Origin of the sequence: Streptomyces sp. NPDC002573 (assembly GCF_042889625.1) — a bacterium.
In the GTDB taxonomy this organism is placed as follows: domain Bacteria; phylum Actinomycetota; class Actinomycetes; order Streptomycetales; family Streptomycetaceae; genus Streptomyces; species Streptomyces gibsoniae.
This window is the reverse complement of record NZ_JBIARC010000116.1, coordinates 1-13748: the sequence shown is the minus strand read 5'-3', so window position 1 is coordinate 13748 and position 13748 is coordinate 1. Positions and strand designations below refer to the sequence as shown.

Below are 13748 nucleotides of genomic sequence, written 5' to 3'. Positions count from 1 at the left end.
CCCGCGGAGCGGGTACCACATCGCTGCGCGATGTGCAAGCGAACACCCGTGCTGCGCACGGGTGTTGCGCTCCCGCTCCGCGGGAGCGCTGGCGGGTGGCTGCGCCACCCGCACAACCTCGGTGCTGCGCACCGAGGTTGACAGTCCGTCCGCTTCGCTCCCGGACTGGCGGGGCTTCGCCCCGCTGTCAGGCCTCCGCTTCGCTCCAGCCTGGTTGGGCGAGTCCGCTGCGCTCCCTCGCCTGACGGTCCTTCCGGCTGCGCCTCCAGAACCGTTGGGCCCGCTGCCGCGGGCCTGGCTGACTGCAAGAGGGGGCGGTCACTCGTTCGTGTCGGGTTCCAGGATAGTGGCTGCATCAGATTGATGCAGCATGTACCGTTGGCGGAAACATGGGACACCCCCCAATCGCATGGGCCTGGGTCATGAAGGAGGAGGAGACTTGAATTCGTTGAGCGTCGAAATGCGCCTCAATGCGCGGGAGGAAATCCAGCGTGAGGTTACTGGATTAACGGCGGAGCAGATCCACGAGCGGCTGGTGGATTCGGATGGCCTAGAAAGCCGCGAGGATCAGCCAAGGCCGCTCAGTGCGGAGGAGCGGCTGGCTGCTGTTCGGCGGAACGAACTGAGGCGCATCTGGAACTTGATGGGCGGCACGGCGTGGGACGCCTATTCCCCCGAGAACGACGCGCAGGCGGACCGCTGGCGCCAGGCGCTGCGGGACCGTCAGGAGGGTGCGAGCGGTGGGGCGGTGGAGTCTGAGTCCGGGCTGATCCGCTATCGGATCGTGGCGCAGCGGACCGACCCGGCGCACCCCGGAGCTTCGGTGGTGACGAACTACACCTACGCGCGGTCCGTTGAGGAGGCTGTGGCAAAGGTGCGCCGGGCTAAAGAGAAGCCGGGTGGCCTGTACGGAGACCAGGGCTTGTACCGCGTCGTGGAGGCCGTCGAGGAAAGCCCGCAGAGTGAGGCACGTCAACTGCAGGGCGTCCGCGGGCGGTTCCTCACTGCAGTCATGGACGCCGCTGTTGCCGCGCTGGACGACCAGCCAGCGTCTGCGCGCACGGAGCTGGTCGGCGCCCTGTCCGAGTTCTTCTTCGATACCGTCTTCACTCGCGCCATCGTCTCCCCCGACAGCGGAGAGGAGCACGCTCAGCTGTACGCCAGGGACGGGGAGGTGCTGTCCCGCCTGCTCCTGGCTCACCTCGCCGACCACGGCCTGGACCTGGTGGAGGCAAGCGCCCGCACTGGCGAACTGCGCGCCCTGCCCGATCTGCACACGGATGTCGGCCGGCCTTCCCTTCGTGGCGAGGAGAATGAGGAGAGTGAGGCGCCGGCGGAGCTCATCGAGCGCGTCCTCGCCGTGTGCGAGCAGCACTATGCCGCCGTGACCGGCACCAGTTCCAAGCAGTGGGACCAGGAGTCGTCCCTGGAGCTCGTGGACATCGCCCTGCGGACCGTGCACCTGGCGGAGCCGGAGACCTACCCGCAGACGCTGGACACGTACCTGCACGAACACCGGGCGCGGCTGGAGCGGCTGTGGCGCCGCTACGGGCCCGGCGGCATGTTCGCGGGCGAGCTCGTGCTGATCGACCTGCCCGGCTGCTTTGCACTGTGCGAGAGGATCGAGACGACCCCGCTCTGGCTCGAAGGGATCTGGGCAAAGCACGGCCAGGAGGAAACCGCGCTGGAAAGGCTTCACGACAGCTGGCTGTACGACACGGGTGAAAAGGATGGTCGATGAGCAAAATTCCGCTCAAGAAACACCAGATCGACCAGAAGTCGGCCTTTCGTAGGTGGGCCGGATTCCCTGCAAGGTCATCTGTGCCCCCTCAGGGTGCCCGTGGCACGATCGTGTCAGCGACCGGCTCTGGCAAAACGATCATGGCCGCCGCGAGCGCGCTGGAGTGCTTCCCGGACGGCCGGATCCTCGTGACCGTACCGACCTTGGACCTGCTCGTGCAGACCGCCCAGGCGTGGCGGGCGGTAGGGCACCGCTCCCCCATGGTCGCGGTCTGCTCTCTGGAGAACGACCCGGTGCTGAACGAGCTGGGGGTACGCACCACAACGAACCCAATCCAGCTCGCCCTGTGGGCCGGGCACGGGCCGGTCATCGTGTTCGCCACGTACGCCTCTCTCGTGGACCGCGAGGACTACGAGGACCCGATGGGCCAGGGACGCACTCGCGGGCCGCTGGAGGCAGCCCTGACGGGCGGAGAGCGCCTGTACGGACAGCGGATGGACGGTTTCTCGCTCGCCATCGTGGACGAAGCCCATGGAACCGCCGGTGATCTTGGCAGGCCGTGGGCGGCGATCCACGACAACACCCGCATCCCCGCCGACTTCCGGCTGTATCTGACCGCGACCCCACGCATCCTCGCGGCACCCCGGCCCCAGGAGCGCGCGGATGGCCAGGAGCTGGAGATCGCAAGCATGGCCGACGACCCGTACGGGACGTACGGCGCGTGGCTGGCCGAACTCGGGCTGAGCGAGGCGATCGAGCGGGAGATCCTCGCCCCGTTCGAGATCGACGTCCTGGAGATCCGCGACCCCTCACCCGTCACAGGTGAGTCCGAGGAGGCGCAGCGCGGCCGGCGCCTCGCGCTCCTGCAAACCGCGCTCCTGGAGCACGCCGCCGCGTACAACCTGCGTACGGTCATGACCTTCCACCAGAAGGTGGAGGAGGCCATGGCGTTCGCGGAGAAGATGCCGGAGACGGCAGCCGAGCTGTACGTCAACGACGCCTCGGACGACGACCTGGCGGCCGCGGGCCGGCTCCCGAAGTCATCGATCGACGCCGAGTTCTACGAGCTCGAGGCCGGCCGCCACGTACCCCCGGACCGCGTGTGGTCGGCGTGGCTGTGCGGCGACCACCTCGTATCCGAACGGCGCGAAGTGCTGCGCCAGTTCGCCAACGGCATCGACGCCTCGGGCCGACGGGTCCACCGCGCGTTCCTGGCGTCCGTGCGCGTGCTCGGGGAAGGCGTGGACATCACCGGCGAGCGGGGCGTGGAGGCGATCTGCTTCGCCGACACCCGCGGCTCCCAGGTCGAGATCGTGCAGAACATCGGCCGGGCCCTCCGGCCCAACCGCGACGGCACTACCAAGGTCGCCCGCATCATCGTGCCCGTCTTCCTCCAGCCCGGCGAGGACCCGACCGACATGGTCGCCTCCGCCAGCTTCCGCCCCCTTGTAGCCGTGCTCCAGGGCCTGCGCTCCCATGATGAGCGCCTGGTCGAGCAACTCGCCTCACGCGCCCTCACCCACGGGCAGCGCAAGGTGCACCTCCGGCGTGACGAAGACGGGCGGATCGTCGGGGCCGGCGGCGAGGTGGGCGAGGACCAGGAGCACGACGACACCGATGGTGCGGTCGAGTCGGCGCTGCTGCACTTCTCCTCCCCCCGGGACACAGCCACCATCGCGGCGTTCCTGCGCACGAGGGTGTACCGGCCGGAGTCCCTGGTGTGGCTGGAGGGCTACCAAGCCCTGCTCCGCTGGCGGGAGGAGAACAAGATCACCGGCCTCTACGCCGTGCCCTACGACGTTGAGGTCGAGGTCGGCGTCACCAAGGACTTCCCCCTCGGGCGGTGGGTGCACCAGCAGCGCAAGGCGCTGCGCGCCGGCGAACTCGATCCCCACCGCAAGGAACTGCTGGACGCCCCCGAGGCCGGGATGGTCTGGGAGCCGGGCGAGGAAGCCTGGGAGACCAAGCTCGCCGCGCTGCGCTCCTACCGGCGGGCCACGGGGCACCTCGCCCCGCGTCAGGACGCCGTGTGGGGCGAGGGCGAGGCGATGGTGCCGGTCGGGCAGCACATGGCCAACCTCCGGCGGAAGGGCGCGAAGAATGGCCTGGGCAAGGACCCGAAGCGGGTGGAGCAGCGTGCGGCGCAGCTCACCGCGATCGACCCGGACTGGGACTGCCCGTGGCCGCTGGACTGGCAACGCCACTACCGCGTCCTCGCCGACCTCGTCGACGCCGACGGCCACCTGCCCGACATCGCACCCGGCGTGCTCATGGACGGCGACGACATCGGACGGTGGCTCCAGCGGCAGAAGCAGCCGGGCACCTGGGCGCAGCTGTCGACCGAGCAACAGGAGCGGCTGTCCCGGCTGGGCATCACGCCCGCTCAGGCACCGTCTCCGGCCCCGGCAACCAAGGGTGCGACGAAGGGCCCGAACAAGGCGCAGCAGGCATTCCAGCGCGGCCTTGCGGCCCTGGCACAGTGGGTGGAACGGGAAGGCGCCCACCGGCCCGTACCACGCGGCCACAGCGAACAGATCACGGTCGACGGCGAGACGGAGCCCGTGGTCGTCAAGCTGGGCGTGTGGGTATCGAACACCCGCGCGAGGCGCGACAAGCTCACTGGGGAGCAACGCGCCGCACTGCGGGAACTGGGCATGCAGTGGGCGTGAGCACGTCTGCTGGCCATCGGAATGCGGTCCTGGCCATGTCCTGTCAGGGGTTGGGGCCCGCGTCTCCTCAGCCGGGGACCGAGGCTCCTCCCTCAACCCACGAGCAATCCTCGATTCTGGCAGAGTGAACCACGTGCCCGACTATGACCTGACACGCCTTGGAACTCGCGCCTTTGAGCAGCTCGTAGTTGCTCTGGCTCGTCGGGACATCGGACCGGGGGTGCAGGTTTTCGGTGACGGACGCGACGGTGGCCGTGAGGCAACGTTCGAAGGCACGATCAACTGGTCCAGCACAGCGGCCGGGGGCGCGGACCGCTTGGACTGCTGGTCGGGGTACACCGTCCTGCAGGCCAAATTCCATGTGAAACCCGGGCAGACGCCACACGACAACGCTCTGTGGTTGCAGGCGCAGATCAAGAACGAGATCGACGGTTGGATCAGAGCTGCGCAAGCGAGCACCCGCTCTCGTCTTCCCGATTATTTGATCTTTGTCACCAACGTCGACCTGTCCGCTGTTGCCAAGGTTGGCGGGATTGACAAAGTGAACCAGGCCGTGAGGAAACGGCTGACTGAGTTGGAAACCACCCGTAGCGGCCTGCGGGTCAAGGACTTTGCGATCTGGCATGGGGACCAGATCCGCTCGATGCTGGATGCCAACCAGGAAGTTCGCTACGCCTTTCCCGCCCTTCTGACGGCCGGTGACGTTCTGGCGAAACTGGCCCCCGACTGGGTCAGCCTGGGAGCCTTCGATGCGCAGGACCCGTTGCGCGAGCAGCTCCTTCATGCGATCAAGGACGACCGCTGGATCCGGCTGAGTCAGTCAGGCGGTCCGGGTGAGGCGAAGCTCTGGCTCGACGACATCGCGATTGACCTGCCCGCAACTCTCGGCAGTCCCGACGGCGACCTGACCGTCCGAGCCGTTCAGCGTGTGCTGGAGCTTGGCGACATGGTGTTGCGTCAGCGCCAACCAGACCGCATCAAGCGATCCAACGTTGTGCTCGTCGGCGGCCCGGGACAGGGCAAGTCCACCCTCAGCCAACTCATCGCGCAGGCCTACCGGGTGGCACTACTCACGGGCGCCAGTCCGGGGCCTTCAGTCCAGGAAGTCATCGACGGCACGCGCTCGGCTCTCGCCCGACTCGGACTGTCAGTCCCCAGCAACCGTCGCTGGCCGACACGTATCGACCTCGCCAAGTATGCCGAGGAGCTGGCCAGCGGCGCCGAGGTTTCCCTGCTGCGATGGATCTCCACACGGCTGTCCGAACGCACCGACCGGGATATCTCTCCCAGCGCGCTCCGTGGGTGGCTCCGAGCATGGCCGTGGGCTCTGATCCTCGATGGCCTTGATGAAGTTCCCTCGGTTGACGCTCGCCGTCTCATCTACAGCAAGATCGACGACCTGCTCACCAGTGCCGAGGACCTCGACGCCGATCTCCTCATCGTGGTCACCACCCGCCCCACCGGCTACGACGAACGCTTCCCCGCAGACCGCTTCGAACACCTGCAGTTGCAGCGACTCCCTGCCGGTGAGGCAGCAGCCTTCGCGCAGCAGATCACCGACAAGCGCTTCACCGACGATGACGAGATGCGGATCAAGGTGGCCGCACGCATGCGAGACGCTGCTCGCGACCCGGTGACGATCCGCCTGATGGAGACACCGCTACAGGTGACGATCATGTCGTTCATCGTGGAGAAATTCCCTACGCTGCCCCCTGACAGGTTCACGCTGTTCGACATGTACTACCGGACGATGCTCGATCGGGAAGTCGCCAAAGACATCCCCATCGCACGGTTCCTTTCCCAGCACCGCACCCAAATCGACCGTCTCCACGAGCACGTCGGGCTCATCCTCCAAGCCGCCTCCGAAACCGCGGACGGAGCCGAAGCAACGATCAGCCCTCATGGTCTCCACGACATTGCCCTGCAGCGCCTGTTGGACCGCGGATTCACACCCGCCGACGCTGAAACCCATGCCGGAGCCCTAGTCGAAGCCGCCACCCACCGGCTCGTCCTACTTGGTCCCCGGGACAACGGAGTCGGCTTCGACATCCGCACCCTCCAAGAGCTGATGGCCGCGCGCGCCATCGCCGAAGGCGATGACGCTGTCGTGATGTCCCGGCTACGACTGATCGCCCACCACCCCCACTGGCGCAACACCTGGCTGCTCGCCGCTGGCGAGCTCCTCCTACGTTCCGAACGCTTCGAAAAGAGAATCCTCGACCTACTCAAACAACTCGACTCCGATCCCCACCGGCTGAACGCCCGCTACCCCGCCGCGCCAGCACTCGCCGCGGATATCCTCGATGACAACCTCGCCGCTAAACGGCCCCGCTTCGAACGAGGTCTCATCGAACGGCTGCTCAGCGTCCTGGACCGCCCACCGGTCGTTGACGTACCGCGCCTCGCCACAACACTCCTGCGCATCGCCAGCACAGACACCTACCGTCGGCTCGTCTACGACCGCATTAGCTCCGCTGCGTCAGCCGGAGCCGCACGCCGAGCCGCTTCCGCCCTTGTGCTGGAAGAGATGGCCATGGAGGTTCCCTCTCACGACGCACGGCTCACCAGCATGCTCAATGCCTACCGCGCGCTGGCGATTCCTGAGACTGAGGTGCAGGCGATAGGCGCCTGGCAGGGTATGTCAACACGCAGCATTCCCCTTGAGGGCGCCGATGGTACGGAAGCCCATTTCCGTGTGCTGGGTCACGTCACTCTCTTCTACGGTCCAGACCCGAAGACCGTCTCGTTGCCTGCCTACCTCGAGGAACTCGTGGAACCTGTCGGCCTCAGCGACAAGGATCTACAAGTCCTGCGAAGCGGCCTCGCGACGCTGTCGGACTCTCGCTTCTGTCTCTCCGGCCCTCCGCCTGGAACCGCCATTCCTGTCGTCCTACACAGCGGACCGGCGGAACCTCTTGTGCAGGCCCTTCACAACGAGGATGTCGCAGCCTCACTCGACCTCGCCCTCAGCGCTTTGCCATCCACGCACTGGACTATCGAAGCCATGCTCGGTGCCACCTTCAAACCCAGCCAGAACCGGCAACCTGTCGGACCCACACTCCTGCTCGCCATCGCCGAGGACCACACCACAGACAACTACTACGCCGACTGATCCGCCTTTCAAGGCAGTAGGGACAGCGCGCCATCAACCCGGTACTTCAACGGCCCCGGTCGCCGTGGTCCTGAAGCTAGGCGTGCAGTCTTCGAGGCCCTTTCTCCGCTCGGGCAGCCCCGCATCTGGTGCGGAGTCCGAGCAAGACGCAGCAGGCCGGCCCGGGGGTCGGGACACCCCATCCCGGCTCCCGTAGCCGACGTCAGCCGGTGCTGTCCCGAAGACGCTGGAACTGGCGGGCAGGGGCGAGCGGTGTGGGAGGACTGAAGTCACGGGCTGCAGGATGCCGGCCTGTCGACTGGCCGCATGGGGAGGCGGACGTGGGGCATATCGAGCAGGGGCTAGGGCAGGCGCTGCGCACCCGGCCCGTTCCCTTGAGCACCGAGGCTCGCCTGCGGTTTCTGCTGGCAACGCATCGGTATTCCACCCAGAAGGTGGCCGCAGTCCTTGGGGTGTCACAGCGCACCGTGCAGAGGTGGGTGACAAAGAAGCCCGGAGCGCGTCGCCCGCCGGGCCCGCTGCATCTCCGGGCGATCGAGGAAGCAGTCCTGGCTCGGTGGCAGCCCCGAATACGAGCCCGCCGACGCGCCCAGGCCGAAGCGGAGGGCTTCGTCTTCCACACCAGGGCGCGATTCGGGTTCGCTGCTGCGGCCGGCTCCTCGGACGACCCGCGGGTGCGGTGGATCACCCAGTACCTGCCGGGAGAGGTAGCCCGGGAGTTGTTCGTCGCCCGGGACGCCGGCGCGGGCGAGCAGCAGCAGATGGTGATCCTCGCCCGCGCGCTGGGGCATGCCTACTTCCGCGATGGGGGCCGCCGCGCCCACGGCCTGCACATCGCCTTCAGCGACCTCGAGTTCGCTGACTTCTCAATCGGATGAGCGTGCCCTGATCGGACGCGTCAGGGGGCCTTCAGCGCCGCGAAAGCCTGGCGCGTACGGCCAGCATCGCTTCGTACCTGTTGGCCTCCTGCCGCTCGCGCCAATCCCACTCAACACGGCCGGCCGGGCCTTGGCGGCGGGCCACAGGCGGCTGGGACGGGCGCAGCCTGGCCGTCTCGGCCACGCGCAGCAGGAGGGCACGGCCTCCTGGCGTGGCGAACAATTCGTGGTCCTCGCCGGATACGAGCCGGGCGAAGCAGGCCGCGGCCCGCAGGAAGACACCCGCCCAGGGCGGTACGGGGTAGGCGGCGCAGCCGTCGGTGTAGCGGGCGCGGTCGTGCAGGGCGAGTGTGGCCGCAGCGTCGTCGTAGTCGCGAGGGCGTGCGGTAGCAAGTTGCTGGAGGGACGCACCGGTGATCAGTGCAGCGGCAACGGTCGCGGCCAGGCGAGGGTGCGCGGTCACCCCATGAAGCCGATGAGCGACTTGCTGGGCAGCGTACGGGGTGAGAGGTGTGGGCTGTGGGCGGTGCCGCCAGACGATCGGCGGCGGCGTGCACGGGGCGGCACAGGGGCTGGGACTGTCGTAGGAGACGAGGCGGTCGAGTGCAGGCAGGGTGAGCCATCGGCTGCTTGGCCGGGCCGGTTGGTCTGCAGGCAGGGGCACGGGGGCGGTCGCGCCGTAGTAGTGGCGGCGGGCGGTCTGAAAGTCGGTAGTGATGATGTGGTCGGCCGCTTGCAGGGCTTGGTGCAGGACGGTGGGCAGGTGGGGGCGGTGGCAGACCAAGATCAGGTGGATACCGGTGAGCGTGCGCAGTTGCAGGAGGCGCATCGCGCGGCGGGCGGTGAGGCGGTGGGCGCGCAGGACGATCAGCCGGGTGACGGGAAGAGCAGTGATCCAGGCCGTGGCGGCTTCCCATGCGGGCTGACGGCCACCAGGGAAACGGCCTGGAAGCAGGGGCGGCTTTTCCAGGGCGGCGAGAAGGTCGTGGGCGAGGCCGGTTTCGCTGGTGGTGCCCGGGCCGGGGTGCAAAGTGATCCGGCCGGACGGCGGATGGTGGGCGGCCAGGGCGGTGTGCGTGTGAATCACGTCGTCATGGCGGTCGATGACCACGGTGACGGGCGGTGGCGCGGCGAGCGGCATGGCGGCGTGGTGGTCAGGCGAGGCGGCTGAAGGCCCAGCGCAGCAGCTCTTGGTCGACGCGTGGGCGGCCGGTGCGGGCCAGGGCGGTGCGGGTGTGGGCGGTCAGCTGGGCCCAGGCGCGGAAGTTGCCGTGTGCGGCGTGGCTGTCGGCGAAGGTGATGTCGTCGGGGTCGGCGTCGGCCCAGATGGGGTGGAACAGGGGGATGGCTTCGAGGACTTCGCTGGGGGTGAGGCGGGTGAAGTGCTGCCAGATGAAGATCCGGGAGGACAGCATCGGCTCGCGGCGCAGCACGGTGTGGCAGCCCTCCCCGCCGACGAAGATGATCGCCAGCTGGGTGGCCGGTTCGTCCCACAGATAGCGGAAATATTCGAACGCCTCCCCGTTGAGCCACTGGGCCTCATCCACCAGGAAGGTACGAGGGCGTTCAGCCAGAGCGGTCTTCAGTAGACGGTCGAATTCACTGGGGTGGCGCGGCGGTTCACCGGCCAAGTCGAGCGCGGTGAACAACTCGTAGCGCACCGCGCGGGCGGTGGGCCGGGCACGGAAGGTGATCTTGCGGACGTCCTCGTGCGGTTCGAGTCCGCGCAGGCAGGTGTTGACGGCGAGGGTCTTGCCGAAGCCGGCCCCGCCGTGGATGCACATCATGGCCCGCGCGGCGACCGTGTCGGCGATGTTCTCCCGGGCGGTGAGCAGGGCGCGGGTGGTGACCACAGACGCATCGGGCAGGTCGACGTACTGGTAGGTGGCCGCGGTCACGAGGCGTCTCCGTCTTCATCGGTAGTGAGAGGTGTAGCCCTCCCGTCGCGGCCGTCCGGGACGGAAGCGCCACCACGGCCGGACGGGTGCAGGATGGGCGGACCTGGCGTGGTCAGCGCGGCCAGGGAAGCAGGGGTGCGCCAGTCGGCCGGGGGCGCGGCGGGCGGGATGAGGTCCGGCATCGCGAGCTGTGCGAGGTCGGCGTCGGCGGTCTGGGCGAGTTCGGCCTCGGCCTGCGCGGTGGTCAGCGCGCCGAGCCGCTGAAGTGCCTCGGGCTGGTTCACGGCGGCGTAGCGCTCGCGCTGCGAGGCCTCCAGGTCCTTCTTCAGACGGCGTGCACGGGCGGCCCGCGCCCTTCGTACGGCGCTGATCTGTTCGTCGGTGGCCTTATCGGCCAGGTCCGCGGGGCCCAGGTAGCGGCCGGTGGCGGCGTGGTAGATCTCGATGCGGTGGTCGTGGTGGGGCATGAAGCGGACGCGGACCTGGATCCCGGCCTGCCCGGTCATCCACGGCCCCACGTAGTCACGTTTCCTGAAGCGGACACCACGCGTGGTCAGCGTGCGGGTGCCGGCGTCCTCCAGGGTGAACGTCCACAGATCCGCGGCCGGCGCGTCCCGCAGCGGGGTGGGATCGTCCTGCCACGCCTCAAGCGGAGTCCTGCCCCGCAACGGCGCGGGACGGTGCTCGGTGTTCCACCAGAGCGTCCAGGCCAGAAGCTGGGTGGTGAAGTCCTCGAAGCCCAGCAGCACTTCGTCCTTCGGACGGGACGCCCGTTTGCCAGGGCGCGGCTGGCGCACGTAGCCGGGCAGCGCGGCCAGGAACATGCTCTCCACCGCCCGGTTCAGGCCCTCCACGGTGCCCTTGAGGTGAGGGGTGTAGGCGGGCAGGTCCTCCACCATCACGTCGAGGAGATCGAACGCTGCGGTCACCGTCCTGGACAGGAAGTCCTTGCCACGGTCCACCCGTACCTTCTCGGGCACGCCGCCGAACGGGCCGTAGGGGTCCTCGCGCAGGACCGCGGAGCGCAGCGCGGCCAGCACCGACTCCCGCGACGGATCCCCCGGCGTGACCGCGACGCCGGTGATCGCGTTCGTCGAGCAGTCGGTGAACCAGGTGATCCACGGCCTGCGGGCCTTGCCCTCGACGTCGACCAGCACCGGCGCCTGCATGTGGTCGGTCTCCCACACCTGGTTGCGCCAGCCCCGCGGCCGGGCCAGGAATACGTCGTGCTTGCGCGCCGCCCGCTCCCCTCCCGCAAGTCCGGCCCGCTCCCCCAGCGTCAGATCACGGCGGATCGCCCGGTGCAGCGTCGTCAGCGACGGTGCGTTGGCAGGCGGAGACTGCCTGGCAGCACGCAGGACCAGTTCGCGGTGGACCGCCCGCACGTTCCCCTTCCACAGCGCCAACAGTCCACGGACCTCGGGCGTGACCGTGAACCTTGCATCGACCCGGGAGCGTGCGCCGGGGTTGGCGACCGCTCTCTCATCGCTCTGAGCGGTGGCCAGCCAGCGCCACACCGTGCGCTCCGACACTCCTAGCGCGTCCGCGGCCACCCGTACATGGACTGCTGTCAGCTTCTTGGCTGCCCGCAGTGCGAGCAGCCGCCGCACGGCCGGACCGCGCAGCGCCGTCCTCGACGCCGCAGGCAGTCCGCCGTCTGGGCGGATGGCGTCGCCGTCCTTCATGTCAGCTCCCCTCACGCGGGTGGGACGTCGTGTGCTTGCCGGTGGCCGGGAGCATGCGATCGCCCTCCCGTTGCTTGCAGGAGCGCTCCGTTCACAGTGGCGGCGCGACCCGCTTAAACAGCCGCCTCAGCAAGGCCCGGTCGATGGATGCATCAGCGGTGGTGAGCAGCGCATTCTGCAGGTGCGCAGTCAAAGCGGCCCACGTGCGGAACGTGCCGTGCGCGCACGACCGATCGATCCACGTCAGGTCCGGGGCCGGTACGGTGCGCCACAGCGGATGGAAACCGGTCACCACGGTCGCCACTTCCGCTCCGGTCAAGCGTGGAACCTCCTGCCACGCGCCGATACGCGATGCCAGCTGCGGCAGCCGGGACAGCGCCCGCTCACTGCCCGCCCCAACGAGCACCAGCGTGATCCGCGTGCCGGGGTGGTCCCACAGGCTCTGCAGGTACTCCAGGCACGGCACGGGCAGGCGCTGCGCCTCATCGACCACCAACACCCGCGCCTCACTCAAGGCACCCGCGACCGCGGCGTCGGCCAGCGCCGACGTGTGCGGGAAGCGGCCCGCCAGCCCCAGAGCGTCGAACACCGCACGCCTCATGCTGGCCACCGACGGGCGCACCGGTACCGGCACCCACGTCACCTTCCAGCCCGGGGGCACTTCGCCAAGCGCCATCCGCACGGCCGCGGTCTTGCCCCGGCCCGGGTCGCCGAACACACACACCGCGCCCTGGGTCGCCATCGCCTGCCCGACCGCCTCGGCCACCGCCCGCACCGACGACGTCCGCACCAGCTGCGCGCCCGCCGGCAACGCCACACCCGCCAGCGCACCGTTCTCCCCCACCAGCAAGCTCCCGGTCGCCTCTGGTACGAGACGCGGCAGCCGGCGCGCAGCCACTTTCGCCGCGCCTCCCCCCTGCGGCCCGGCCAGGGCGAGGTCAGCCATTGCCTGCCGCGTTTGCTGCTCATCCCGCTCCCGCCGCACCACCGCGCGGTCCGGCAGGACCCTGCCGGCCTGAAGGTCCCGGCGCACCACCCGGTGCAACGACGCCAGCGAGGGCACCTCTCCCCCGGCCGCCTTCAGATGCCGGTGCAACGCCGCCACATTCCCGCCCGCCTGCGCCAGCACCTCCCACGCCTGGTCGGACAACTCCAGCCGGGCCCGCGGCCTGCGCTCGACACGGCCCTCCGTCCGCGCCGCATCCAGCCAGCGCCACACCGTGCGCACATTCACCCCGCCGACATGGGCGCCCGCACGCACATGCGCCGTCGTCAACGCCCCAGCCGCCTCGAGCTCCAGCAGCCGCGCAACCAGCACCGGCCTGGACACCCTCAGCCCCGCCGTGACCTCACCCCACGCGCCCGCCTCCCCCACCCCGGCCCCCTTCCGCCCGCGACAAGACCGACACCGACCACCGTGCCGCCGCGCAGCCCCCGGAACGATCAGAAGTGCCGTTCTCAAGACAGTGGAGCGCAGTGGGGTGTACCGCCCCATGACAGCCGCACCGCTACAGAAACCGCCCCACGACAGTGACCCCACCCTTCCTCAACGCCCGACCAGCGAAAACACCCAGTTCTGACGTGCCGTCACTGACACCCGCTCACTGACACCAAACCGGCACATCGCAATGAACTCCAGCTCAGACCCGGCCTTCTCACTGCGGTAGATCGGGAGTGTCATGAATTGGGTGGGAACTTCACCAGAAGGGACACCTGATGACGATCCAGAGGACTCACTCTCTCGAGACGGTGGGCGGCGTGTCGC

Annotated in this window: 8 protein-coding genes; 4 read left to right on the top strand and 4 right to left on the bottom strand. The window is 68.8% G+C overall.

All coding sequences use genetic code 11. The features are described from left to right. Nucleotides 1–448: 448 nt before the first annotated feature. The 4 genes from ACFYX0_RS43565 (at nucleotide 449) to tpg (ending at nucleotide 8400) form a co-directional block, all read left to right on the top strand. A complete protein-coding gene (locus tag ACFYX0_RS43565) occupies nucleotides 449–1741 on the top strand; it encodes a hypothetical protein (RefSeq protein ID WP_388980287.1) in 1293 nt (430 codons plus the stop codon). Next, the gene (locus ACFYX0_RS43560) at nucleotides 1738–4410 is read left to right on the top strand and encodes a Helicase associated domain protein (protein WP_388980284.1); all 2673 of its coding nucleotides are present in this window, start codon (nucleotides 1738–1740) and stop codon (nucleotides 4408–4410) included. The genes ACFYX0_RS43565 and ACFYX0_RS43560 overlap by 4 nt, the downstream gene beginning before the upstream one ends. A gap of 133 nt (nucleotides 4411–4543) precedes the next feature. After that, complete coding sequence (locus ACFYX0_RS43555) at nucleotides 4544–7522, top strand: NACHT domain-containing protein (RefSeq protein ID WP_388980281.1); 2979 nt, start codon at nucleotides 4544–4546, stop codon at nucleotides 7520–7522. Between the two features lie 128 nt (nucleotides 7523–7650). Continuing rightward, a complete protein-coding gene (gene tpg, locus ACFYX0_RS43550) occupies nucleotides 7651–8400 on the top strand; it encodes a telomere-protecting terminal protein Tpg (protein WP_388980278.1) in 750 nt (249 codons plus the stop codon). Between the two features lie 31 nt (nucleotides 8401–8431). On the opposite strand, the gene ACFYX0_RS43545 is transcribed toward tpg, so the two are convergent. The 4 genes from ACFYX0_RS43545 to ACFYX0_RS43530 all read right to left on the bottom strand — a co-directional run bounded on the left by ACFYX0_RS43545 (nucleotide 8432) and on the right by ACFYX0_RS43530 (nucleotide 13301). Further along, nucleotides 8432–9541, bottom strand: coding sequence for a hypothetical protein (locus ACFYX0_RS43545; RefSeq protein ID WP_388980275.1), 1110 nt, complete (start codon nucleotides 9539–9541; stop codon nucleotides 8432–8434). A gap of 13 nt (nucleotides 9542–9554) precedes the next feature. Next, on the bottom strand, nucleotides 9555–10298 hold the full coding sequence (locus ACFYX0_RS43540) for an ATP-binding protein (RefSeq protein ID WP_343239708.1): 744 nt from the start codon (nucleotides 10296–10298) through the stop codon (nucleotides 9555–9557). Then, entirely contained in the window at nucleotides 10295–11908 is a 1614-nt protein-coding gene (locus tag ACFYX0_RS43535; RefSeq protein WP_388980290.1) for a Mu transposase C-terminal domain-containing protein, read from the bottom strand. The genes ACFYX0_RS43540 and ACFYX0_RS43535 overlap by 4 nt, the downstream gene beginning before the upstream one ends. 166 nt (nucleotides 11909–12074) lie before the next feature. Beyond that, nucleotides 12075–13301, bottom strand: coding sequence for an AAA family ATPase (locus ACFYX0_RS43530; protein ID WP_388980272.1), 1227 nt, complete (start codon nucleotides 13299–13301; stop codon nucleotides 12075–12077). Nucleotides 13302–13748: the final 447 nt, after the last annotated feature.